This is a genomic window from Moraxella lacunata, assembly GCF_002027545.1.
Classification (GTDB): Bacteria; Pseudomonadota; Gammaproteobacteria; order Pseudomonadales; family Moraxellaceae; genus Moraxella; species Moraxella lacunata.
This window is the reverse complement of record NZ_MXAN01000009.1, coordinates 17,406-41,718: the sequence shown is the minus strand read 5'-3', so window position 1 is coordinate 41,718 and position 24,313 is coordinate 17,406. Positions and strand designations below refer to the sequence as shown.

At 43.7% G+C, this 24,313-nt stretch carries 20 protein-coding genes and 1 pseudogene; 15 read left to right on the top strand and 6 right to left on the bottom strand.

What is annotated here, in order from left to right:
• Positions 1 to 47 precede the first annotated feature (47 nt).
• Together B5J94_RS01955 and B5J94_RS01950 are read right to left on the bottom strand one after the other, a co-directional pair.
• Entirely contained in the window at positions 48 to 1,028 is a 981-nt protein-coding gene (locus B5J94_RS01955) for an LpxL/LpxP family acyltransferase (RefSeq protein ID WP_228144498.1), read from the bottom strand.
• 102 nt (positions 1,029 to 1,130) lie between these two features.
• A complete protein-coding gene (locus tag B5J94_RS01950; protein ID WP_062500701.1) occupies positions 1,131 to 3,074 on the bottom strand; it encodes an ATP-binding cassette domain-containing protein in 1,944 nt (647 codons plus the stop codon).
• A 221-nt stretch (positions 3,075 to 3,295) separates the two neighbouring features.
• Here B5J94_RS01950 and B5J94_RS01945 point away from each other — a divergent pair, with 221 nt between their 5' ends.
• From B5J94_RS01945 to B5J94_RS01915, 7 genes and pseudogenes are all read left to right on the top strand, one after another.
• Positions 3,296 to 3,511, top strand: coding sequence for a SlyX family protein (locus B5J94_RS01945; protein WP_062500739.1), 216 nt, complete (start codon positions 3,296 to 3,298; stop codon positions 3,509 to 3,511).
• Positions 3,512 to 3,790: 279 nt separating this feature from the next.
• A pseudogene (locus B5J94_RS01940) lies at positions 3,791 to 5,182 on the top strand (hypothetical protein).
• A 112-nt stretch (positions 5,183 to 5,294) separates the two neighbouring features.
• Complete coding sequence (gene rpe / locus B5J94_RS01935) at positions 5,295 to 5,990, top strand: ribulose-phosphate 3-epimerase (protein WP_062500742.1); 696 nt, start codon at positions 5,295 to 5,297, stop codon at positions 5,988 to 5,990.
• Positions 5,991 to 6,219: 229 nt separating this feature from the next.
• Positions 6,220 to 6,540 (top strand): hypothetical protein, encoded by a 321-nt coding sequence (locus B5J94_RS01930; RefSeq protein WP_062500744.1) that lies wholly within the window; start codon positions 6,220 to 6,222, stop codon positions 6,538 to 6,540.
• Positions 6,540 to 6,863, top strand: a complete 324-nt coding sequence (locus B5J94_RS01925) for a hypothetical protein (protein ID WP_062500747.1) — start codon at positions 6,540 to 6,542, stop codon at positions 6,861 to 6,863. The genes B5J94_RS01930 and B5J94_RS01925 overlap by 1 nt, the downstream gene beginning before the upstream one ends.
• A gap of 136 nt (positions 6,864 to 6,999) precedes the next feature.
• The gene (greA, locus tag B5J94_RS01920) at positions 7,000 to 7,476 is read left to right on the top strand and encodes a transcription elongation factor GreA (protein ID WP_062500748.1); all 477 of its coding nucleotides are present in this window, start codon (positions 7,000 to 7,002) and stop codon (positions 7,474 to 7,476) included.
• 66 nt (positions 7,477 to 7,542) lie between these two features.
• Entirely contained in the window at positions 7,543 to 7,896 is a 354-nt protein-coding gene (locus B5J94_RS01915) for a SirB2 family protein (RefSeq protein ID WP_062500751.1), read from the top strand.
• 306 nt (positions 7,897 to 8,202) lie between these two features.
• On the opposite strand, the gene B5J94_RS01910 is transcribed toward B5J94_RS01915, so the two are convergent.
• Together B5J94_RS01910 and B5J94_RS01905 are read right to left on the bottom strand one after the other, a co-directional pair.
• Positions 8,203 to 8,532 (bottom strand): branched-chain amino acid transporter permease, encoded by a 330-nt coding sequence (locus tag B5J94_RS01910; protein WP_062500753.1) that lies wholly within the window; start codon positions 8,530 to 8,532, stop codon positions 8,203 to 8,205.
• On the bottom strand, positions 8,529 to 9,254 hold the full coding sequence (locus B5J94_RS01905; protein WP_062500755.1) for an AzlC family ABC transporter permease: 726 nt from the start codon (positions 9,252 to 9,254) through the stop codon (positions 8,529 to 8,531). The genes B5J94_RS01910 and B5J94_RS01905 overlap by 4 nt, the downstream gene beginning before the upstream one ends.
• Positions 9,255 to 9,265: 11 nt before the next feature.
• Between B5J94_RS01905 and B5J94_RS14020 the strand changes: the two genes are divergently transcribed.
• From B5J94_RS14020 to map, 3 genes are all read left to right on the top strand, one after another.
• Positions 9,266 to 9,418, top strand: a complete 153-nt coding sequence (locus tag B5J94_RS14020) for a hypothetical protein (RefSeq protein WP_211271037.1) — start codon at positions 9,266 to 9,268, stop codon at positions 9,416 to 9,418.
• Between the two features lie 265 nt (positions 9,419 to 9,683).
• On the top strand, positions 9,684 to 9,848 hold the full coding sequence (lptM, locus tag B5J94_RS01895) for an LPS translocon maturation chaperone LptM (protein WP_143821877.1): 165 nt from the start codon (positions 9,684 to 9,686) through the stop codon (positions 9,846 to 9,848).
• 179 nt (positions 9,849 to 10,027) lie between these two features.
• Positions 10,028 to 10,819, top strand: a complete 792-nt coding sequence (gene map / locus B5J94_RS01890; RefSeq protein ID WP_062499762.1) for a type I methionyl aminopeptidase — start codon at positions 10,028 to 10,030, stop codon at positions 10,817 to 10,819.
• Between the two features lie 168 nt (positions 10,820 to 10,987).
• On the opposite strand, the gene B5J94_RS14890 is transcribed toward map, so the two are convergent.
• Both B5J94_RS14890 and B5J94_RS01880 read right to left on the bottom strand, forming a co-directional pair.
• Positions 10,988 to 18,079 (bottom strand): Ig-like domain-containing protein, encoded by a 7,092-nt coding sequence (locus B5J94_RS14890; protein WP_062499761.1) that lies wholly within the window; start codon positions 18,077 to 18,079, stop codon positions 10,988 to 10,990.
• An 18-nt stretch (positions 18,080 to 18,097) separates the two neighbouring features.
• On the bottom strand, positions 18,098 to 19,057 hold the full coding sequence (locus B5J94_RS01880; RefSeq protein ID WP_062499760.1) for an OmpA family protein: 960 nt from the start codon (positions 19,055 to 19,057) through the stop codon (positions 18,098 to 18,100).
• Positions 19,058 to 19,774: 717 nt separating this feature from the next.
• Here B5J94_RS01880 and B5J94_RS01875 point away from each other — a divergent pair.
• The 5 genes from B5J94_RS01875 to B5J94_RS01860 all read left to right on the top strand — a co-directional run bounded on the left by B5J94_RS01875 (position 19,775) and on the right by B5J94_RS01860 (position 24,280).
• Positions 19,775 to 20,551, top strand: coding sequence for a TatD family hydrolase (locus B5J94_RS01875; protein ID WP_062498504.1), 777 nt, complete (start codon positions 19,775 to 19,777; stop codon positions 20,549 to 20,551).
• Positions 20,552 to 21,055: 504 nt separating this feature from the next.
• Positions 21,056 to 22,189, top strand: coding sequence for a glutamine-hydrolyzing carbamoyl-phosphate synthase small subunit (gene carA / locus B5J94_RS01870; protein WP_062498503.1), 1,134 nt, complete (start codon positions 21,056 to 21,058; stop codon positions 22,187 to 22,189).
• A 63-nt stretch (positions 22,190 to 22,252) separates the two neighbouring features.
• On the top strand, positions 22,253 to 23,197 hold the full coding sequence (locus tag B5J94_RS01865; protein WP_062498502.1) for a restriction endonuclease: 945 nt from the start codon (positions 22,253 to 22,255) through the stop codon (positions 23,195 to 23,197).
• 2 nt (positions 23,198 to 23,199) lie between these two features.
• The gene (locus B5J94_RS14320; protein ID WP_211271039.1) at positions 23,200 to 23,352 is read left to right on the top strand and encodes a hypothetical protein; all 153 of its coding nucleotides are present in this window, start codon (positions 23,200 to 23,202) and stop codon (positions 23,350 to 23,352) included.
• Between the two features lie 418 nt (positions 23,353 to 23,770).
• Positions 23,771 to 24,280, top strand: coding sequence for an isoprenylcysteine carboxyl methyltransferase family protein (locus tag B5J94_RS01860; RefSeq protein WP_079363892.1), 510 nt, complete (start codon positions 23,771 to 23,773; stop codon positions 24,278 to 24,280).
• Positions 24,281 to 24,313 lie beyond the last annotated feature (33 nt).

The window sequence follows — 24,313 nt, the reverse complement described above, 5'->3', positions numbered from 1 at the left end:
GCGAATCACATTCGCCCAAATATCATTCTTTTTCAATTTTTTAAAACTCACCCATAATAATCCGTCCCGTCCGCCTGTGTTTTAAACCGCCGATGAAACCACATCCATTGGGCAATGTCTTTTTTGATACTTTGCTCCATGATGTCGTTAATACGCTGGGCGTCCGCCACTTCATTATCACTGGGGTAATTGTCAATCACAGGCGATAGGCTGATATGATAATGGGGGCGTTTGCCTTTGGGGATATTGTCAGGCGTTTGGCGAATCATATCAAAAGCAATAAACACAGGCGGATTTTTTTTATTCATGCTGGCAAATCGTCTTTGGGCGGTAATGGTTGCAGACGGCACGCCAAAAAATGTCGCCATGACCCCATGCTCCAAACCAAAATCTTGGTCAGGGCTATACCATATCACTTTGCCGTCTTTAATTCGACTGATGAGTTTTTTCATATCACGGCTATTGATTTGCTCATCAAAAATATGACGGCGACCATTATAAATAAACCATTCCAAAAGCGGATTGTTTTGTTTGCGGTACATACAATCAGCAGGGAAAAACTGCGTACATAACCGCCCACCCAAATCCAATGTCGTAAAATGCCCGCCCAATAATATCACGGCTTTATTTTCTTTTTGGGCGGTGATTAAATGCTGTAATCCTGAAATGCTAAACGTGCGTTTAAAGACATTGGGGCGAAACCATGCGTTTAGCGTTTCAAAAATGCCAATGCCTTGATTGACAAAAACCTGTTTGGCGATTAACACTTTTTCATCATCGCTTTTATTGGGGAATGCCAAAGTTAGATTGGTCAGCGTATCTTTTACCCGTCTTTTGATGAGTGCATACGCCAGTTCGCCAATTTTTCTGCCAAGCCAAAATTGGATACGCAAGGGCAAATAAATGAGCGGTAAAAATATCATCAAGGCAAACCAAATTCCCCAATATTTTGGCAATAAAAATTCCCACTCAAAAGGGGCTTTGTCCGCCATGCTTGTTTGTTTGTGCGTGGCGGTCAAATCGGGCATTTTTTTAATGTCAATTTGTGGGTTATTTGATTGTGGGGTTTGGTTGTCGGTGTGGCAATTTCCCCCACAGCAGTTTTTATCACTCATTGTTTTTGCCTGTATTTACTTTACTAAATTTTCCAATTCGTCCCAACGCTCCAACTTCTCCATAAGCAGTTCATCAATCTCCCCAAGTCGTTCGCTGTATTTAGTCGCCAATGCCAAATCACTGACAAACAGAGAGCCGTCCGCCAGTTTGTCATTTAGCTCGCTTTGCTCGCTTTCAAGGTCGGCAATTTCATTGGGTAGGCTTTCTAATTCACGTTGTTCTTTATAGGAGAGTTTGCGTTTTTGTTCAGCTTTGGGCGTGTCGGATTTTGGTTTGTCAGCTTTGACTGTTTCTGATTTTTCAACTTTATCCGCTTTGGGCTTGGTTGGTTCGCTCCGTGCTTTTTGGGTGAGATAATCTTGATAACCGCCCACATATTCATCAATCACGCCATGACCGTCCTTGTCCGTGCCAAATACCCAAGTCTGCGTTACCACGTTGTCCATAAAGGTGCGGTCGTGGCTGATGAGCAAAATCGTGCCGTCAAATCCTGCGACAAACTCTTCCAACAGTTCAAGCGTTGCCATGTCAAGGTCGTTGGTCGGCTCATCAAGCACAAGGACGTTGGCAGGTTTTAGCAAGTTTTTGGCAAGCAGAACACGGGCTTTTTCGCCCCCTGATAGGGCTTTGACAGGCGTTCTGGCACGGTTTGGCGTAAATAAAAAGTCCTGCAAATACCCCAAAATGTGCGTTCGTCTTCCGCCCACGTCCACATAATCCGAGCCTTCGGAGACGTTTTCGGCAACGGATTTATCAAAGTCTAATTGGTCTTTTAATTGGTCAAAAAAGGCGATGTTTAGATTTGTGCCAAGCTTGACCGTACCGCCCACTTTGGCAGAATCATCAAGCCCAAGCACGGTGCGGATTAGGGTGGTTTTGCCCACGCCATTATTACCGATGATACCAACTTTATCGCCACGCATGAGTAGGGTTGAGAAGTTTTTTACCAGTATTTTACCGTCATATTGTAGGGTTAAGTCCTTGACTTCACAGACGATTTTGCCTGATTTTTCGGACGTGTTTTGGGTGAGTGAGACACTGCCGACCACATCACGGCGTTGTTTTCGCTCTTCACGCAGTGCCTTTAATGCACGCACACGCCCTTCGTTACGAGTACGCCTTGCCTTAATGCCTTGGCGAATCCACACTTCTTCTTGGGCAAGTTTTTTGTCAAATTCGGCAAAGGATTTGGCTTCGCTTTCAAGCTCCAACTCCTTTAATTCTTGATAACGAGCATAGCCCTTAACCCCTTGGGTTACGTCATAAGTGGAGAGTTTGCCACGGTCTAGCTCCACAATGCGAGTGGCAAGATTATCCACAAATTTGCGGTCGTGCGTGATAAATAGTACGGTCAAATTTTGCCCTAAAAGGTAATTTTCTAGCCAGTCAATGCTCTCTACGTCCAAATGGTTGGTCGGCTCATCAAGTAGCAATACATCAGGCTTAACCACCAACGTCCGAGCAAGCAAAACCCGTCTTTTTCGTCCGCCCGATAAGTCGGCAAGGCGGTCGGTGGGGTTTAACCCCATGTTGTCAAGTAAGGTGCGAGCGTTGCGTTCTAGCTCCCAGCCGTGCAGGGCGTCAATCTCATGTTGTACGTCCGTCATACGCTCGCAGGCGGTCATGTCGCCCGCCCCACATTTGTCCGATAGGTCGTGGTATTGGCGGAGCAGGGTTGCCACTTTTTCATCGCCATTCATGACGATGTCAAGCAAGGTGCCGTCATCGCTTGGCACGTCTTGGGCAAGCATGGCAATCTTAATGCCGTCAGCAATGATAATCTCGCCGTCATCGGGGCTTTGTGTGCCGTCAATGAGCTTAAAGAGTGTGGATTTACCTTCGCCATTTCGCCCAATCAGACACACCCGCTCGCCCACATCAAGGCTAAAATTAACGTGGTCTAAGACAGGGGCAACGCCAAAGGCAAGAGAGATATTTTTTAGATGAATGAGTGCCATAATTTATTTTCAATACGGATTTTTGGTTCTGGTTCAAAAAGTATGCTATAAAGAAAACCGTTCGTGGTGAGCTATGCCTGCCCATGACGGTTTTCCTACCCGCAGGCATGGCTCAGGGCGAACGGAAAACCTAGTTTGGCATACTTTTTATACCACTACCTGCTTTTCAATGATAAAATGTGCCAATTATAGCAAATTTACACCTTAAAGGGGAAAATAAAATGACCGACACCCACGCTGATATTACCGATTTGCAAATCAAAATCGCCTATCTTGAAAATACAGTGGATACGCTAAATGACGTTATTGCCCAGCAGGACAGAGCCTTAAAAGACTTACAAGACCAATTAAAACTTTTGTATAAATTCTTGGAAAGTCGTGATGATGACGGCATTGCTCCGTTTGATTTACTCGCAGACAGACCACCGCATTATTGAGTGGATAAAACAAAAAACAGTATTTAATTTATAATAATAATTATTATTTGTAATCATTTATCCATATTTACAAATTTTTGATGAAATGCCAAAAAATGGGGTTTTTGTGCGGTTTTTGCTATTGCTTTATGAGTTATTTTGTTTTAATATGTAGCAATGAAACATTTGTTAAAACGTTTGTTATACGGTTGTAAAAACAGTTGTATGGATGTTTTGGCAGGATTTCTAGGTGTATGTGCGACATACGGAAATTTTATGGTAATAAATCGGAGTGGTTCTATGTTTAACTACAAACACTTAGCAGTAGCGATTGCATCCATCAGTGCAGTTAGCGTGGCAAGTGCAGCAGGTCTTGACCGTTCAGGGCAGGACGTTACAGCATTTTTACAAGATGGCACTTATGGCGAAGTGGTCTATACTTATATTGATGCAGATATCTCGGGTAAGGACACATCTGGTAACTCAATCTCTGACATCGCCGAAGCCTATGATTTTGGGCGTTTTGGTGTCAAAGCAGACATTAATGACACGTTTAGTGTGGGCGTACTCTATGATGAACCGTGGGGTGCGGCGGTAGAGTATCAGGGTAATAGTAATTTTGTGGCAGATAAAAATACAACAGCAACGATTTTTGCCCAAGCCATCAATCAGGGTACAAAAGCACAATTAAATGATAGCTTTACTTATAGAAGAGCAATTAAGCCAGTTTTAGACAGTGTTAAATCACCAGAGCGTGCTCGGGCAGTAGCATCAATCTTAGAGAGCAATTCAAATTCAGCACAAACCAAACTCATTACTGACCGATTAAGAGCGGCGGCTGCACATGCAGAAGCAACTGACGGTCAAGGCACCAACGTAGAGATTCGCACCCAAAACGCCACATTATTGCTCGGTGCCAAATTGGGTGAAAATAAAAATTTGCAAATCTATGGCGGCCCACAGATGCAACGTCTGACAGGCGAGGTGCATTTACGTGGTGCTGCCTATGGACCGATGACAGGCTATGATGCCAACATCGGGGCGGACATGGGTTATGGCTAGGTGGCTGGCGTTGCTTATAGCAAACCAGAAATCGCCTTAAAAGCAGCGTTAACTTATCGCTCAGAGATAGATCATGAGCGTTCTATTGCAGAGATCATTCCTGCAACAGGCTATGAGAGTTCTCAGAATTTTAAAGCAACCCTGCCTGAATCATGGAACTTAGATTTTCAAACCGGTATCAATCCAACGACATTGCTGACCGCTAAAGTGCGTTATGTTCCATGGTCTGATTTTAATATCACGCCGCCACAATATAGCGAAACAATCAAAGGTAGCAACCCTGTTCTTTATCCAAATGGCTTGCCTATTGTACGCTATGAGAAAGATCAATGGTCGGCAGAAGTCGGTTTGGGTAAGAAACTCTCTGACAAAGTATCTGTCTCTGGTAATCTGGGTTACGATAGTGGGGCGGGCAATCCAGTTAGTACACTTGGACCTATCAAAGGCTATTACAGCTTAGGGCTTGGGGCGAAATATAATATTACCCCAGAATGGTCGGTATCGGTGGGTGGCAAATACCTGAAATTTGGTGATGCTACCGCTCAGTTGCCTAATGGTGTAAAAGCGGGCGAATTTGATGATAATGATGGCTTTATCGCAGGTGTGAAGCTAGCCTATCAGCAAAAATAATCATGGCAAAATGTTTAAGACAAGTCAAAGCAGATGTTTTGGCTTGTTTTTTATTTTTAAAATAAGCAAAAATCTGATATTATAAGCCAAATTTTAACTTTTATTATCTAATATGAAAATTCTACCCGAAAAACAATTTCTTATCGCTCCGTCCATTTTATCAGCCGATTTTGCCCGTTTGGGCGATGACACAAAAGCCGTGTTAGACGCAGGGGCGGACGTGGTGCATTTTGATGTCATGGACAACCACTATGTACCAAATTTGACTTTTGGAGCGATGGTCTGCCGTGCCTTAAAAGATTATGGCATTACCGCTCCGATTGATGTGCATCTTATGGTAAAGCCTGTCGATAGAATGATTGAAGAATTTATCAAGGCAGGGGCGGATATTATCACGTTCCACCCAGAGGCATCGGAGCATATTGACAGAAGTTTACAGCTTATCAAGGATGGCGGTGTTAAATGTGGACTGGTGTTTAACCCTGCCACGCCCCTACACTACCTAGATTATACCATTGACAAACTTGACCAGATTTTGATTATGAGCGTAAACCCTGGCTTTGGCGGACAAAAGTTCATTGACGGCACGCTTGACAAAGTGCGAGCGGTTCGCCGTATGATAGATGAGCGTGGGCTTGACATTCGCTTGGAGATTGACGGCGGTGTCAATCCTGATAATATCCGTGCGATTGCGGATGCTGGCGTGGACATGTTCGTGGCGGGGTCGGCGATTTTTGGTAAAGATGATTATAAGGTGGTCATTGACAAAATGCGTGATGAGCTTGCCAAATCAGATTTTGCCAAATAAATGTTTTTCTATTTGAAAATATGAATGTAGGGGCGAGCCACATTTTCCCTAATACCATAAACCAAACCAATTAAATATACCCAAGAAAATTTAAAATTACCACAAATGTAATGATGTTTGGGTGTAGGGGCGTGCTGTGCACGCCTATAAAAAAATGATAACATTAAGGGACGTGCTCAGCACGTCCCCACAAAGCCTATGGTAGATATCAAATTCGTTAGGTATAATTATGCAAGAGACCAATCCCACCCCCAAACCCCCAAGCCTTGTCCCCATTGGCGTAACCATCGGGCTTGCCATTTTTGCCCTTGTGCTTGCCTTAGCAGGATATGGCTTTCGCCTACTGGCAGGGCATGACGTGGGGGCGGTGGTGCGTCATGCGTCTGTGGTGGTGTCGTTTTTTATGATTGTTGTGCCTGCGTTGTTTGTTGGTGGGGCAAAAATTTTAAACAAATTTAACGGGGCAAATATCCAAACCCAGAACGCCATCACGCTTGGGTATCTTACATCTGTTGTGGCGATTTTGACGATTATGGGGCGGTATAGCTGATGGCAAATTTTAAAATAAGCAACATTTTACCTGACGGCCTTGTTCCCAAAGATATTCCTAAAGGCTTGATTTTAACCCTTATCATCGTCATCATGCTCACAAGTTTGTCCGCTTATCGTTATGGCAATGGCAACAGTATGCAAGGCATACTTCACGTCCTAGAAAATTGGGTGCTATACCTTGTGCTAATCCCAAGCTGTACCGCCCTTGTCAGTCTGCCCATCAAGTACCGAGATGACAGCTTTGATGTGCGTATGGCGTACTATCTGGGAATGTTTGTGGGGCTGTTATTTATGATGGCAAAACTTAGATATTGGCGTTAAAACAGTTGCAATCACTGGCTGTTTTTAGTATACTATCAAACTAACAATTTGGCAAAAAGCCAATCACAGATGACAGAACACCACCCCAATCGGCGTGGTGTTTTTAGCTATGTATTGATAATTATCAGGAGAAACCATGCAACGCTATCCCATGACCCCACAAGGACACGCCGCCCTAGAAGCAGAATTAAAACAGCTCAAAACCGTGGAGCGTCCACGCATTACCGCCGCCATTGCCGAAGCTCGTGAGCATGGCGACCTAAAAGAAAATGCCGAATACCATGCCGCTCGGGAACAGCAAGGGCTGTCCGAAGCACGCATTCGTGACATCGAAGCAAAACTTGGCGGGGCTCAGGTCATTGACCCAACCACCCTACCCCAAGACGGGCGTGTGGTGTTTGGCGTGACTGTCATCATCGAAGACGTGGATTCGGGCGACCAAAAACGCTACAAAATCGTGGGCGAAGATGAAGCGGATGTCAAAGTCGGCAAAATCTCGGTCGGCAGTCCTATTGCCAAAGGTTTGATTGGTAAGTCAGAAGGCGATGAAGCCAAAATCCAAACCCCAAGTGGCTTGGCAGAATATGAGATTGTTGAAGTCTTGTACGAATAATGGCTTTTGCCAGCCATCGCCAACAAATATAAACGATACAAACAACACACTCACTAAGGTCGTCTTATGAAACATCTACATCTACTCATGGTTGTGATTACCATTGGGCTGTTTTTATATCAAACAGGGCTGATTTTCGCAGGCGGTCAGGTGACTCAGTCACGCACCTTTAAGATAGCAAGCCACATCATCTATCTGTTACTGGTTGGCAGTGGGCTTTATTTGATGTGGCAGTTGTGGCAAGTAGCAGGGGCTCAGCATTGGGCGGTTGTCAAGATTATGCTATTGGCTGTGGCGGTCTCTGCCAATATCAAGGCTTTGCGAGCTCCGCTACTGAGCCAAAAAAAGGCAGGTATGGTGATTGCAGGTATCGCCTATGTGGGGATTTTGGTGTTGGCAGTAACCAAGCCCATGCTTTGATACACCATGGCACATGATGACATCCCTGTCATGTGCCATCCTTGCCGTTTCTGGTTTTTTGTGAGTGATGATACTTATAAATTGATATCTATTAATTGGGACAGCCACTCGCCCCTACACGCCCATCATTTACATCCATCATTTAAAATACATACCTAACGAACTTGATATTTACCACAGGCTTGTAGGGATATGCTGAGTACACCTTTTGATGATATTGCCATGCAAAGCGTGCTCAGCACGCCCCTACATCCACACATCATGTGGTTGTAGTAGCCGTACTCATTGACGCTTTTATATACTTTTTTACACAAACACCTTTTGCACCAATATCATATACAGCACCGTCCCCACGCCAATGGAAATAAACATATTTTTTCGCCATAGGTGTAGCCCCACAACCACCGCCCCTGCGATAAACTCCGCCATGCCGTGATATTGCCCCAAAATATCCACGTTTTTGTAGCAATACACCACGAGCAGTCCAAACACCGCAGACGGCAACGCCTTGCCCAGATATTGCACAAAATCAGGGACCTTTTTGTGAGCAGGAAACGCCCAAAACGCCACCCAACGGCACAGCTGAACAGCAACAATGGCGGTGGCAATGGTCAAAAGTTGTTCATTTAGGGTCATTTTGCCACCTTGTTGGTCAGTTTGTCATGCAGTGCCGAGCGTCTGACGGTCAAATACACCAAAATCCCAAGCATGGCAGGGATTAAAAAATTAGTCTTACCAAACACCACCAACGCCAACGCGGTCATGCCAATGCCAAGTAGCGAGCTTTCGTGCGTGGCTTCTCTGCCCCATTGCTCCACAAAAATCACCAAAAACAGTGCTGTCATCGCAAATTCCGCCCCCTTCAAATCAAACGGCAATACCGCCCCCATGACCGTCCCCAGTGCTGACCCCATGACCCAATAAAGGTGCAAAAACAGCGTAACGAGCACCATAAACCACGCCTTATCCACGCCTGCCTTGTCCGTATCGGCGGTGTAGTTAATGGCAAAGCTCTCATCCACCATGCCTGCGATGAGATACCAGCGTTTCCACCCTGTGATGCCTTTGAATTTATCCAACATAGAAATGGCATAAAAAATCTGCCTGGCACTAATCATCGCCACAAGCAAAAACACCGATGACGGGTTAAACGCCATGATAAGTAACCCCGCCACGATAAATTCCACCGACCCTGCAAAAATCAGCACCGCCATGATGATAGGATACCACGCCGAAAAGCCAAGCGAGTGCATATACACCCCATACGCCATGCCCAAAAACAAAAAGCCCGACAAAATGGGCAAACTCTGGGTAAAGGCGTATTTGGCGGTGGTTTTAAAACAATAATCGGTGGTCATGGTGTGGGCGAATGATGAAAAGAGAAATATTTTACTTCATTCTCAACTTAAAATGGCAATTCATTGATTTTTTAATAGACTTCCTGCAAAACCCCAAATTAAAGAAAACCGTTCGTGGCGAGCCATGCCTGCCCATGACGGTTTTCCGCCACCCGCAGGCATAGCTCAGGGCGAACGGAAAACCTAGTTTTGCAGGAAGTTTAATAATTACTTTTTGGGTCGTAGGGGCGAATTGCAATTCGCCCTTGATAAATCAATCACTTATACAAAGTTAAGAACGGCATATATTTTACTTAAAAAGACAGCAGTTTATCATGACAAATTATTATCTCTTAAAAAGCAAAAAGTTTATTATGCCGAGTTTGCACAAATCAAGCGATTTTGGCAAAATTATGTTAAAATAACCTTTTATTTTTTTAGAATTTGATGATGAAAACCTTATTATTTGGTCTAGCATTGGCATTCACCCTGACGGCGTGCGGACAAAAAGGGGCGTTATACCTGCCCGAAAAATCCCCCACCCCACCCCACTCTACCCCAACGCAAGGCGAGCCTATGGATATGCCTGTTAGCACCGATTCCAATGATTACTAATTTTAGTTTTGGTTCAAAAGTATGCTACAAGAAAAACCGTTCGTGGTGAGCCTGTCGAACCATAACGGTTTTCCGCCACCCGCAGGCATAGCTCAGGGCGAACGGAAAACCTAGTTTGGCATACTTTTTAAACCATTACCCTAATTTTATAAATTTAAACAAATGACAAAGAGAATCCCATGAGTAAAGTTATTCCTCTATTAAACAAAGACGGCATTGAAAAGATGAAAGTGGCAGGACAGCTTGCCAGTGAAGTCCTACAAATGCTAGACCCCCACGTCAAGGCAGGGGTTAGTACGGGCTTTTTGGACAATTTGGCGTACAAGCACATCACCGAAGTCCAAAACGCCATTCCTGCTTGCCTAAACTATCACGGCTATCCTTACACCCTATGCACGTCTATCAACCATGTGGTGTGTCATGGCATGCCCGACCACGAGCGCATCTTAAAGGACGGCGACATCATCAACATTGACGTAACGGTCATCAAAGACGGCTATTATGGCGACACGTCCGCCATGTGGATTATCGGCGAAGGCTCAGTCATGGCAAAACGCCTATGCAAAGTCGCCCAAGACGCTCTATATGCCGGTATCAGCGTGGTAAAAAATGGAGCAAGACTTGGCGACATCGGAGCGGAGATTGAAAAGATTGTCCTGCCTGAGCGGTTTTCTATCGTGCGTGAGTTTTGTGGTCATGGCATTGGCACAGAGTTTCACTGTGAGCCGCAAGTGCTACACTACGGCAAGGCAGGGACAGGCGTGGAGCTAAAAACAGGTATGGCACTGACCATTGAGCCGATGATTAACCAAGGCGTATGGCAAACCAAAATCATGAAAGACGGCTGGACAGCAATCACCAAAGACCGCAAACTCTCCGCCCAATGGGAGCATACACTCATCGTTACCGATAACGGCTGTATCATCACGACAGGACGACCTGATGAAGATCTAAGCTGGGTAAAAAGCTAGATACCCAACTTAATACCAAAACAAAGACCCGACATAATTTGTTGGATCTTTTGTTGTTGGGTTTGTTGATAAACTCCTTATTGGGTACAAACTTAACACCCATCAATAGCCAAACAAAAACGCCCCAACTTGGGGCGTTTTTGGTGTTGTTTGTAGTATTGATGATGGTTAGACACCTGTAACGGTAATGCCGTCTTGGATATAAAGTTTTACACTTCCATCATCTGTATAACCTTCATATACCTTAAAGGTTGTGCCGGTTTTTTCGTCATTATAAGTTTCTTCTGACTCTGCATTCATGCCTTTCATCAATTTCACGGTATCTCTACCATCCCCATCCACATCACCACGAATGAACAGTTGATTTCTACCATCTGTCATATTTAGTACTGTGTCAGCAGTGATTTCTAGCGTCTGAGCAAAATCATTTCTCATATCAATCTCTTCAATATTCTTAACGTTTCGCACATCGTTAAAGTCAATAGGTAATGGATTGTTATTCTCGTCAAGCTCCAACCAATGTGTTAATGACAGGATATCCACATAATCCTTACCATCGGCTGCTTCGCCACCCTGATTATTGGCACCATCACCGTCAATCAAGACCGCATCTTTGGCATAGAACAATACATCATTACCAGCACCGCCAATGAGTGTATCTCCACCGCCATTACCAACAATGACATCATCACCGATACCACCATAGATAATATCAGCTTGGGTTGAGCCTACAATATAATCATTACTCTCACCATCAGCGTAAGGATTGGCACGACTTTCTTGCATTTGAGCCTTTGTTAAACCTTCAAAGTTAAATACCACCTCTGACTTGGCAATATCGCCATCTGAGTCACTATATTGATATTCCACTGTGAATGTCTCATCAGCCCCTTCGGCGATAAGTCTGGCAATATCATTGACAGCAGTAAAACGATAATCACCATCTTTTCTACCCACAAGCGTACCATAAGTGGTAACGATTTCAGTAGACTGAGCATTTTCTTGGGTGGTTTCTCTGCCGTTGGCGTCTTTGTAGGTGATCTCTTTAATATGCGGATTATCACCATCAATGACTGCCGTCCATAGAACATCGACTTTTTTGTTGCCTTGACTGTCCAACAGCAAGTCACCACCCACATGAATCTTGCCTTGAATATCAACGTTGGTTTCAAGGTCAAGGGGGTTTGTGATAGGCTCGATATGGGCTTGAACGTTATAGTTGTTGGTTTGGCTCTCGTCTGAATGCACAAGCACCATTTGGGCTTTATCCAAGAATGCCAAAGCCCTATCCACATCTTCTTTGCTAAGTATTGGGTTACTTGGGTGATTGTTATGAAAACCATTGGCAACCAACCCAAGATTTTCTGCCTCAGCAATCAACTCTGCACCAAATGTCTCATTTAGCATCTGCATAGCTTCTCGGTCATACAGATAACCCGTTGTTCCAATTGTCTTAATTTTCAAAGACTCTTGTAAGAAGTACAGATACTGGGCTTGCAGATAATCGGCATAACTGACACCTTCTGGCATACCTTGTGGGGCATTATTGGCAACAGGAACAAAGCCTTCAACACTCAAGCGATAAGCAGTATCGCCAATGATAAAGGTCTTGTCTGACTGCTTAAATGCCACCAAGTCGCCTGCTACGCCATCAAGAACACCAATGTTTTGGGTCTCTAGATGGACAAAATCATAGTCAATGTCTGAGATGGTAACATCTTGACCATTAATAGCTGTATTAAAGCTGTAGGTCAACGTACCCGAGCGAATCTGCTGACTGACTGTATAAATAGAGTAGTTTTGGTGAGTAAATGTACCGATATTGAACGATTCACCAAGACCTGTGGTTAGCTCTTTGACATTCGTGCCAGAGAACTCGCTGTTTTCTCGAGCTTCATAGGCAGCTTGATTGTACCCTTGGTTTTCCTTTGGGAATGGCACACCCCATGAAATACCATCATACAATGAGTCATCATCTAAACTCTTCCAACGGGAAGGATAGTTGCCTCTCATGTTGTTAAATGTAACATCATTGCTATTGTCAGTCGGCTTTAAGATTATATTTTCTTTAAAGCCACCAATCAGACCGCTAAGAGTCACTTCGTCATGAGCCACTTGGATATTATGCACCACTCGTTCTGCTATCGGAGCATCATCTTCAATCACCACCACAACGGTCTCATTGGTTGCAATGTTTGAATCACCATCTTTGGCAATGATGGTAAAGTTTACAGGCAAGTTGTCTTGACCTTCTCCTGCTGACGAATCAGCGGTAATGATAGAGTTACCCTCATGATAAATGGCTTTATGAAGCTCAACATCATAGGTAAACTCAACCACTTCTTTGCCATCAACGGTTGCCACGTTACGAGAGTTGTTATCTATCGTAACGGTCAATGCAGGGTCTTTGACATCAGTCTCATAGGCATACCAAGTAATCTTGTCTGCGACACTTTCATCTTTTTCCCATGTCAGATTTTCACCATTTTGGCTCAAACGAATTGGGGTGGCATTTGACAAGTCTAACGACAGTCTATCAAGCAAGTTCGTATCAGTAGTATCAACATTGGTGATGCGTATCTTGCCTGATGTTCTTGTCTCATTAGTGATGTCGTAGTCATTATTATTTGGTGTACTTGCATCTACTGTGGTGTTGTTGGCGTGCTTAGCAGAGTTATTATCTTTATTACCTCCTGGCAAGCCCTCTTCTGAGACGTGAGCTGGTGGATCAAGCTCAATAGTGGGCTTATCCTTGTTGGCATCAGTCTCAGATTCAAAGTCGTCAATCACCGTGGTTACTGACTGCTTATTAGAGTCTGTGGTGCGAACATCAGCATCGTCAAGTTTGGCCTCAATGAGCTCAACACGATAGGTCTCTTTACTCTCATAAATGTCATCATCAACAATCGGAAGATTAATCTCAAACTTGGTTTGACCCGCTGGGATTTCAACTTCGACCACTCTATCGATCACAACAGAGCCACCAAAGTCTGCTTGTTCGGCAGGATTGATGGTGTCACTTGCTTCGGGTAAAGTTACTTTATATTTTACCTTGATTGGCTTATCAGAAGTTTTGCCATTTTCAATCTCAATGGTGTAATTAGCCGAGCCTGAACTTTCAAGGACTTCATCGTCACCCTTGATGATAACCACAGGTTTATCCCCTGTTGGTGCAGGGTTGGTGGTTGGGTTGATAGGTTTGGTTGGGTCAAATGGCTTGTCCCCATCTTTGCTATCATCCACGATATAGCCTGTTGCATTGCCATTGTTGGAATCGATTTTTGGCTCAATACGTGAATCAGTCGTGCCTGTATCATCCACATCAGTGATGGCAAGTGTGACTTTCTCTGAGATTTCATAGACATCATCATCGTTAGCATAGATACGCACTTTGATTTGACCTGTGGTGTCGGTCGCGTCTTGTGGCATGACAACAACTTTACCTGCAACCAGGTCGGCATAAGTTGCATCTGCCAATTTCTTGCCAGTCTCATCAACAATCTCAACACGAGCCACATCTTTGGCATCAATCTCGGTGCCATCAGCTTGGACTTTTAAGGTCACATTGACATCACCTTTGAAGCTATTACCCTCAACGATGGCACTGCGAGCCACAGTAAACTCCACAAAGTCATCTGCGGTAGCTTTTTCAACTGATACTGGCTTGGTGGCTTTGATAGAAACCACTGGTGTTTTTCTGTCATCATCTGCTTTTGGCAGATCATCAGGGGTGACAGGGTTGTCAGGATTGTTAGGATCCTTCATTGGTCCATCAGGATTGTTCGGGTCAGGGTAGTTAGATGGGTCGTTTGGATCACGTCCATCGGTGGTGCCTTGACCTTCGTCATTGATGGTGGTGATGACGGTGTTGGCTTTGTCATTAACCACAGCTTTGTTGTCGGCATGGACAATGCTCACGCTGTAATCTTCATTACCTTCGTGATTGTCGTCGTTTTTAATACCAACACTAATGGTTGCTTTGGTGTCGCCTTTTTTGATGGTGACAGTTTGTACCGTGCCGATGTTGGCGGTGGTAAAGTCATCATTTTCGGTTGGGTTATCGTTTGAACCATCTGCTTTGTGGTTGATGACATAACTGATGACAATGTCTTCGGTGGCAGGACGGTCTAGGGCAACGGTATAAGTAACCGTACCTACCGCTTCATTGACAAGCTCTGGACCACTGATGGCAACGATTGGCTTATCGCCTAAGGTGTTGTTTTCATCAACAGGCACCAATAGGTTTTCATCAGGATTATTTGGGTCATGTGGCTTGGTTGGGTCTTTTGGCACCCTTGGGCTGTCATTAGACGGCACTTCTGGGGTGCTTGGTGTTACCGGATTGTTCGGATCAGTTGTCTCATTTGGATTTTTTGGGGTGCCATCATAAGGCTCATCTTTGATACTACCTGTGGCAGTATTTTCCTTGGCATTAGGACTGATTGAACCTTTGCTAACGTCTGCCACTTGAACACTGATGGTCTCTGTGCCTTCAGGGATGCCATCATCTTTGGCAGTGATGGTAATGACAGGTGCTGTGGTGCCATTGGCAGGAATGACCACCTCAATGCCATCTGTAAAGAATTTGGCAATGTCAGCTGGGTCTTTAATGGTTACTTTTGTATTTGCACCATCTGTGTAGCTGATGGACTCGATGTCATCTGCACTCACCGTACCTGCTGGTAGGTTGCCTTTTACCTTAATGGTGTTGGCTTCGGTAATGGTGTCACTTTGAGACACTTCAAAGACAAGTTTGTTGTCTTTGGCAGGGTCACTGCCCTCACCGCCTTCAATGGCGACAGGGTCTGTGGCTTTGATGGAGACGATGGGTTTTGGTGCTTCTACTGGATAAGTAACATTAACCGGTGTTGGCTCTGAGAAATCATCGGAGTCAATGTCTTTGACCACATAGTTAATCGGTGATGGATCTTTATCGCCCAGCTCTGGCACAGGTGTGAATGTAACCTCCCCTGGGTTAGGACCAACTGTCCAAGTACCCTCGTTAGGCACAACAATCTCATCCACAGGCTGTTTGGTGATGGGATTGATAAGTTTAACAGTTGTAGGATCAACATTATTATCATTATCAACAACGTTTTGCGTGACAGGATAACCCTTAAACCCTGGTTTTGTATCGGGATTGGTGGCAATAGGCGTGTCATCGCCATCCACCGGCTGTGGATAACTAACCACCACAGGTGTCGGTGGCAACACATTACCATTGTCATCTTCAACAACATAGCTGATCGGTGTTGGATTGCCTGTGAAGTTAGGATCGGGAGTAAAGGTAACTTCGCCATCTGGGGTTACTGTCCAAGTACCTTCGTTAGGGATGGTAACTTTGTCAGATGGTGGGTTATTTGGATTGTTAGGGTCTACCAGTTTGACGGTGCTTGGGTCTACATTACCATCATTGTCTGTGACTTTTTGAGTAACAGGTTTGCCCGGTGTGCCGATTTTGGTGTCGGGGGTGGTAGGGTTTGGATAGATGACGGTAACTGGCGTTGGCAACGTAGTGTGACCGTTAGAATCCGTGCCGATATAGTTAATCGGTGTTGGGTTGCCCGTATAGTTATCCTCTGGCTTGAAGGTAACAATACCCTTATCATCAACACTCCAAGTACCTTGACCCTTAATGACAACTTCATTGGTAGGTTCGCCAGTAGATGGATTGATGATTTTAACGCTGTCTTTGACAATGTTCTTATCATTTGCCAATACGTCTACATCAACAGGCTTACCATAAGAACCTGTTTTGACATCAGCGGTGGTCATTGATGGATAAGTGACGTTAATCGGTGTTGGTAGCAACTGATTGCCATCAGTGTCTTTGACGACATAGTTAATGGACTTAGGGCTGCCTGCAAAGCCAGCATCAGGGGTGAAGGTCACTTTGCCGTCACTTACCGTCCAAGTACCCTCATCTTTTACTTTTACAGTATCGACCAATATTGGGGTTTCGGGAGTACCAGGGTTGGCAGGGTCAATCAGTCTGACCGAAGATGCATCCACCGAATTATCATTAGTTGTGACATCAATGGTAACGGGCTCGCCTAGATTACCCACCTGCACGTCAGGTCTGGTGTGACCATTGCCATAACTTACGCTGTCATAACTAACACCGACCGTTGTCTCATAATCCCCGCCTGTCGTGGTGGTGACTCGGTATTTGATGGGAGTTGGGTTGTCTGTAAAGCCATCTTCGGGCGTAAAGGTCATCTCACCTGTTGGCTTATTATCACCACCAAGCACAAGCTCCCACTTGCCCTCACCTGCCACAACCAAAGCCAAGCCCGTCTCGCCTGTGGCAGGATTGACAAGTTGCAGGGTGTCAGTTACCAGTCCGTCTTTGTTATCGTTAGCCAATACATCCTGAGTGACTGGCGTGCCTGCTTTGCCCGATGCGTTATCGGCGGTTAGGGCATGACCGTAGTCCACCGCCACCGCAGTGCTAACTGAATACTCCCCTTGGTTGTTTGGCACGATGTAGTTGATGGGGGTTGGGTTGCCTGTAAAACCCTCTTCTCGGACAAAAGTGACATTACCCTCGTCATCTACTGTCCATGTACCCTGCCCTTTTACGGTGACTTTTTTACCGTCTTCTTCGGTGCTGATTTGGTTGGTTTGTGGGCTGATGAGCTTAATGCCAGCTTTATTGATATTTGATGAGCTGTCATTATCTAACACATTAATCGTCACCCCATTTACTTTTTCATCTTCGCTAACCTGTGCCAAGACAATGTCAGGCGTCGTGTTAGGTCTTGCCTCAGCTAAAGGTGCTGGGTCATCATCTTTATCTCTGATAAGAAAAGGCACCACGCCCAGTAGTGGCCACCATGGCAAGCCATTGACCATCATAATCCAAAATGGCACCAGCATTTCCTCGCCGCCCAGTGCCTGACCTTCGACATCGCCCGCTTGAAGCTGAGTGACGTAGTCTGCCACTTCACCGGTATCAGGAATATAATAGTAGTAACGACCGTTTTCGGCGATACCCGCCAAGCCCTGCTCATCATTTTCATAAAAATCTTCGATGATAAGGTCGCTCTCAACACCCTCTCGCTCAAAAGAGACGTGCAGGTCTTTGCCTTGACGCTTGGTGATGATGTGGTTAGGGGCACGTCCGATAGATTCATCAAAAAAGTCATAATTGACATGCTTGCCTGCTTTGATGACCGTAGGCTGACCGTCTTTGGTCACCACACGTACTTCATTAATGGCTTCATTGGTATTATAGGTTTTTACAATCACGGTTTTCATAGATATTTCCTGTTTAGATTAGTAAGTAAAGACAGCGACCACACGACGGTTCTGTTGGCGACCCTCAGCGGTGTTATTAGATGCGATGGGACGTAGCTCACCATGCCCTTCGGCAGTGATGATGTCAGGGTTTACGCCATAATTTTTGATAAGTACGTTTCTTACAGCATTGGCACGACGCTCTGATAGAGCTTGGTTGTAAGGCTCGCTGGCTCGGCTGTCAGTATGACCTTCGATGACCACGGTGGCATTTGGATGGCTTGCCAAAAAGTCAGCTGCTTCTTTGATTTTGTCATGATATTGGGATTTTACAACTGACTTATCAGTGTCAAACAGCACCGCAAGCTCGATGGAGCGAGTTTGTTTGGCGGTAGTTGCCACAGATACAGGGGCAGGTTTGACAACCGCAGGAGCGGGTATGGGAGCAGGGGCAGGTGCTGGGCAGTTAGGAACCACACGGCTGATTTGGTGGGTTTGCAATCTGGTGTGTTCTAGCAGGCTCTTAGCACTGGTGTCATCAATCTGCTTGATGGTAGAGCGGGCATTATCATCTACTTCTACATAAAAATAGTATGTTTGACCTGCTGATAGATAATGTGTTTGTAGGTTTGCCAATAGGTCATTATGCTTAGCGCCCGTAACCGCAGAGCTAAGCTGGTTAATGCCTGAGCAAGAATATACTTGACTAAAATTCCCCGGCTGGATGCTCACCTGAAAGCGGTCATTAATGGCAATATTGGCACTGGTCTGCAAGGGGTCTTGGTCGGCTTGACGAATAAATACCACGTTCACCGCATTATCAGGCACATGTGCGTTCATGACATCGTTTGTATTCACGCTTTTTTCTTTGTGCCATTTGACATGCCCGACTGCCTTGGTGTTTTCATTATCCACGATACGAACAGCATGAGCAGACAGTGTCATGCATACTGCCAATGCACAGATGGCAATCTTAATGGAGTTTAGGGTAATTTTCATCACGCCTCCTATTTGAGCGTTTTTGTTGAGACATCACACCAGTAACAACCAATAACAAAAGTACCGATGACCCAGCATGTCGCTTAGCATCATCGGCATGGTTCGTTACAATGTATTAATGTTTAAAAAAATTAAATGATATTTTAAATCAAACAATATTTTAATAGACTTCTTTCCAAACCCTGATTTTTATGGATTTTTAAAAACTTCAACTCCAATACTTATAAGGGTTTATTTTTAGTTTGGAAAGAGATTTAATACAAAAAAATCTCTGTTAAGTTTTATTGGTCGCCAAAAAGGATACAATCGTCACTCTTTTTGTAAACGCTGTGTAACAGATGGTAATGATTAAAATTTGTTTAACTATTGTTCAAATTAATTAAAAATTAATCATAATATGTTGCAAAAACCATGCTAACTTGATTAATTTTTCATCTTTTTATAAAAATTTAAAAGGTTATTGAGAAAAATCTATAGCAGATGGGCATCATTTGGCACAAGCTGATGGCAAAAATTGCTTTTTTGGGGGTGGTAATGATAAAATACACACCATGACAAATTTGCATAACTCATCAAAACAGCCAATTTTGGCAAAATAACTTATTGCCACACCCAACACAAATTCATATTCATACAACCACCCTATCATCACAAATCAATGTTAATTTAACCGCTCACGATTCAACATAACTTAACAACACCAAAAAGAACAGTAATATGTACACCGACACCCACGCCCATTTGACCTATTTAGACACTTACCAACACGACAAACCCGCCCTACTTGCCAACCTAAAAGAGATGAACGTCAGCCGTATCATGGCAATTTGCTGTGAATTTGGCGAGATTGACGACATCAGGCAGTGGGTAGATTTATCCAATGACAACATCAACATCGGCATGAGTATTGGCTTGCACCCTTGCCAAGACAAGGCGATTTTAAAGGCGGTGAGTGTGGACGACTTTGTGCGGTTAAATGATGACAAGGTATGGGCGTTTGGCGAGACGGGGCTAGATTATCATTGGGACGACACCAAAAAGAGCGAGCAAAAATACAGCTTTGCCACGCACATTCACGCAAGCCAAACCCTAAAAAAACCAATCATCGTCCACACCCGTAACGCCTATCACGACACGCTTGACCTATTAAAAGCCGAAAAGTGCGAACACGGCATTATCCACTGCTTTACCGAAGATTATGCCTTTGCCAAAACCGCCCTTGACATGGGGTTATACATCTCATTTTCAGGGATTGTCAGTTTTAAAAAATCGGTGGAATTACAAGACGTTGCCAAAAAACTCCCCCTTGACCGCATTTTGATAGAAACCGATAGTCCCTATCTTGCCCCCGCACCGAAACGTGGGCGAGATAATGAACCGTCTTTTGTGCCATATGTGGCAAAGGCTCTGGCGGATATTTTTGGTAAAACGCCTGATGAGATAGGACGTATCACAAGCCAAAATTTTGATGAGTTGTTAAATCAATATGTTTAAATGACTTAACAAAAACCATGACAAAATTGGTGTGTAGGGGCGAATCACATTCGCCCAAGATTAGGGTTTGTGTAGGGCGTGTTGAACCTTTATAACACTATTTACAATATAGAAATGTTTTAGAAATAAACTAATCGTTTTTGCATAAAAAATGGCTAAATCTTGTTTTTCATTGCAAATACAAAAGTTCAACACGCCCTAATAAAATTGCCATTTACCCCAAAAAGCACAACCGCCCAAAAATTTATAAAAAGTAGTAGAAAAAAGTTGTTTTTTTGTATATAATAAACAAAATCTACGACAAGCGAGTGATTATGAAAATACAACTTTACTTTTGCCCCTTATTTGAGCAAAGTTGAGTTTTATTTTTAATCATTCGCTTTTTTGTGTCTAAATTTTAGCTTGTGGCAGTTTTGCCAAAAAATTTTGTCTAAAATTTGCCAAAAACCAAAATTTTTATATCTTTATAACTCTATAATTTATTTTTTCCAATTGGAGCGTGTCATGACCAAAAAAGCCATTTTAGCCCTACAAGACGGTACAATTTTTCATGGTGTTAGCATTGGGGCGGACGGTGAGACGGTCGGCGAAGTCGTCTTTAACACCGCCATGACAGGCTACCAAGAGATTTTGACCGACCCAAGCTACGCCAAACAAATGGTTACGCTGACCTATCCGCACATCGGCAACACAGGCTGTAATGAAGAAGACACCGAGTCTGGACGCATTCACAAGGTGTGGGCGAGCGGTCTGATTATCCGTGATTTGCCATTGCTTCACAGTAATTTTAGAAGCGAGATGTCGCTGTCTGAATACCTTATCAAACACAATGTCGTGGCAATTGGCGATATTGACACTCGTAAACTGACCCGTATCTTGCGTGAAAAAGGGGCTCAAAATGGGGCAATCGTTGTGGGCGATGATGTGGAGAGAGCCTTAGAACTTGCCAAAAACGCCCCTGACATGAACGGACTTGATTTGGCAAAAGAATGCTGTGATAAAGACGGCTTTACATGGACGCAAGGCTCGTGGGAGCTGGGCGTGGGCTTTACCGAGCCTGAACTAAAATACCACGTTGTCGCCTATGATTATGGCGTAAAAACCAACATTTTGCGTATGCTTGCCGATAGGGGCTGTCGCCTAACGGTCGTCCCTGCCCAAACCCTTGCCAAAGACGTGCTGGACATGAACCCAGACGGCATTTTCCTATCCAATGGCCCAGGCGACCCGTCTGCGTGTGATTATGCCATTGACAGCATTCGCACCATTATTGAAACCAGTAAAATCCCTGTGTTTGGCATTTGTTTGGGTCATCAGCTGTTGGCACTCGCTAGCGGTGCTAAAACCATGAAAATGGGGCATGGTCATCATGGGGCGAACCACCCTGTGCAGGATTTGGACAATGGCACGGTGATGATTACCTCCCAAAACCACGGCTTTTGTGTGGACGAAACCACCCTACCTGCCACGCTACGAGCCACGCACCGTTCGTTGTTTGACGGCACCAATCAAGGCATTGAGCGTACCGACCGCCCTGCATTTAGTTTTCAAGGACACCCAGAAGCAAGCCCCGGCCCGCATGATTGTTCGGTGCTGTTTGATAGATTTATTATGGAGATGCAAAAGGCGAAGGCATAAATTGGGTGCATTTGGTTTGTGAAACGCACCATCTAAAATAACTTGCTCTTCTGGAAAGCTGTTATGAATTTTAATAATCGTGAATACCGTGATAAATGCCGTGCTTTAACCTTAAAGTTAATGAGCGATAATAAAGTTCGTAAACGCCAAGAGATTTATCAAGGCGTCATTCAATTGGGGGAATTTTCTGATGAAATTTTGACCCTACGCTTTAATCATGGTCAGCCAAAAGTGGAAAATGCCATCGCTTGGTCAATCACCTCTTTAACCAAAGCAGGCATTTTAAATCGCATCAGTAAAGCCACTTATCAAATCACACCCATTGGTTTAAAAATGGCACAGCTTTGGCAAGATAAAACAGAAATTAGTGAGAAACTATATGATGAAGCTGATTTACCTGATTGGAAAAGTTATTTAAAAAGTAGAGCAGAAATTAAACATAAAGAAAAATCATCAGACAAATCCGCCATTAAAATTGATGATAATGATGACATGGATTTTGAAGCCCAAGCTAAAAATGCCATTAAAAATCTTGAAACAGAAATTTCGGTTGAACTGTTAAATAAATTGCAACAAGGCACGCCTTTATTTTTTGAAAAATCAGTATTAAAGTTATTGCTTGCCATGGGATATGGTGGTAAAGAAAACTTGTTTGAACATACTGGCAAATCATACGATGGTGGCATTGATGGGGTCATCAAACAAGACCCATTAGGCATTCAAAATATCTACATTCAAGCCAAAAGATATGCCAGTGATAACATGATTGGTTCAAAAGAATTACAATCCTTTTCAGGAGCATTACAGGGCAATGGTGTGGAACGGGGTGTGTTTATCACCACATCATCATTTACCAAATCCGCCCAAGGATTTTCTCAAAAATTATTGGGCAAGATTGTCCTGATTGATGGGCAAGAGCTGGTTGGTTTGATGATTAAATATAAAGTGGGCATTCAAGTTAAAGAAGTACTTGAAATTTGTGAAATTGATGAAGATTTTTTTGAATGAATATGCCCATCATATTTACTGACAAATTCAACCTAACCCTTAAACAAAATCGTTTTTTGGCTCGTAAGAATATCGTGGAAGTCATTCACAGCATGTCACGCTTGGAAAATGTCAATACCACTTTCCCCAGACCAAAACCATTATTGATGGCATGAGTGTGAGCGGCATTTCAACCCATGACATGCAAGTGCTGTTAAATCTAAAAAATGCATGGCAATTTATTTTATCATCAAACAGTGATTTTAAGTTGGTACTCGTGTGTAAGTAAATGGTTACGTATGGCACACATTATTATCAGCATTTTATAAAAGCAATGATGATAACAAGATTGTGGCGTGGACTTATGAGAATTGTTTATATACAGCTAACAAAATTGAATTTTACCACGGAAGCCGTTCGCCCTGAGCTATGCCTGCGGGTGGTTTTCCATGATGGTTTGACTTAGCTCACCACGAACGGAAACCGTAGCACTTTTTCGTTTTGTAGAGTGTAACATGATGGTCTAAAACATCATTAATTAAAAACCTCATAAACCCAATTTATATTCATTTCAATTTCAATGGAAAAACATCAATGACAATGATTTTAAGCATCTTAATCCTATTTTTTATCATCAGACTGTTATTTTTAGCCGTCTCCATTAAACATGAAAAAGCCTTAATTACCAAAGGGGCGACACAATACGGAAAAACCAATTCCACGGTGCTTGCGGTGGTTCATACCCTTTATTATTTGGCATGTTTTATCTCGGTATGGTTTTCTGACACTGCTTTTAATGGCATATCCTTGATTGGTACGCTGATGGTGACGGCTTCATTTGTGATATTGGCGTTGATTATCAAGCAGTTGGGAGAGATTTGGACGGTTAAAATCTATATTTTACCAAAACATCAAATTAATCGTTCGTGGTTATTTAAAACATTTCGCCACCCCAATTATTTTTTAAACATCATACCCGAACTGATTGGCATCGCCTTATTATGTCAAGCGTGGTATGTGTTATTGATTGGCTTGCCCATTTATTTGCTGGTCTTATTTAAGCGTATCCGCCAAGAAGAGCAAGCGATGGCAACACTTTTTTAACCCATTTTATCAATCAAAAAATTTATCAACAAA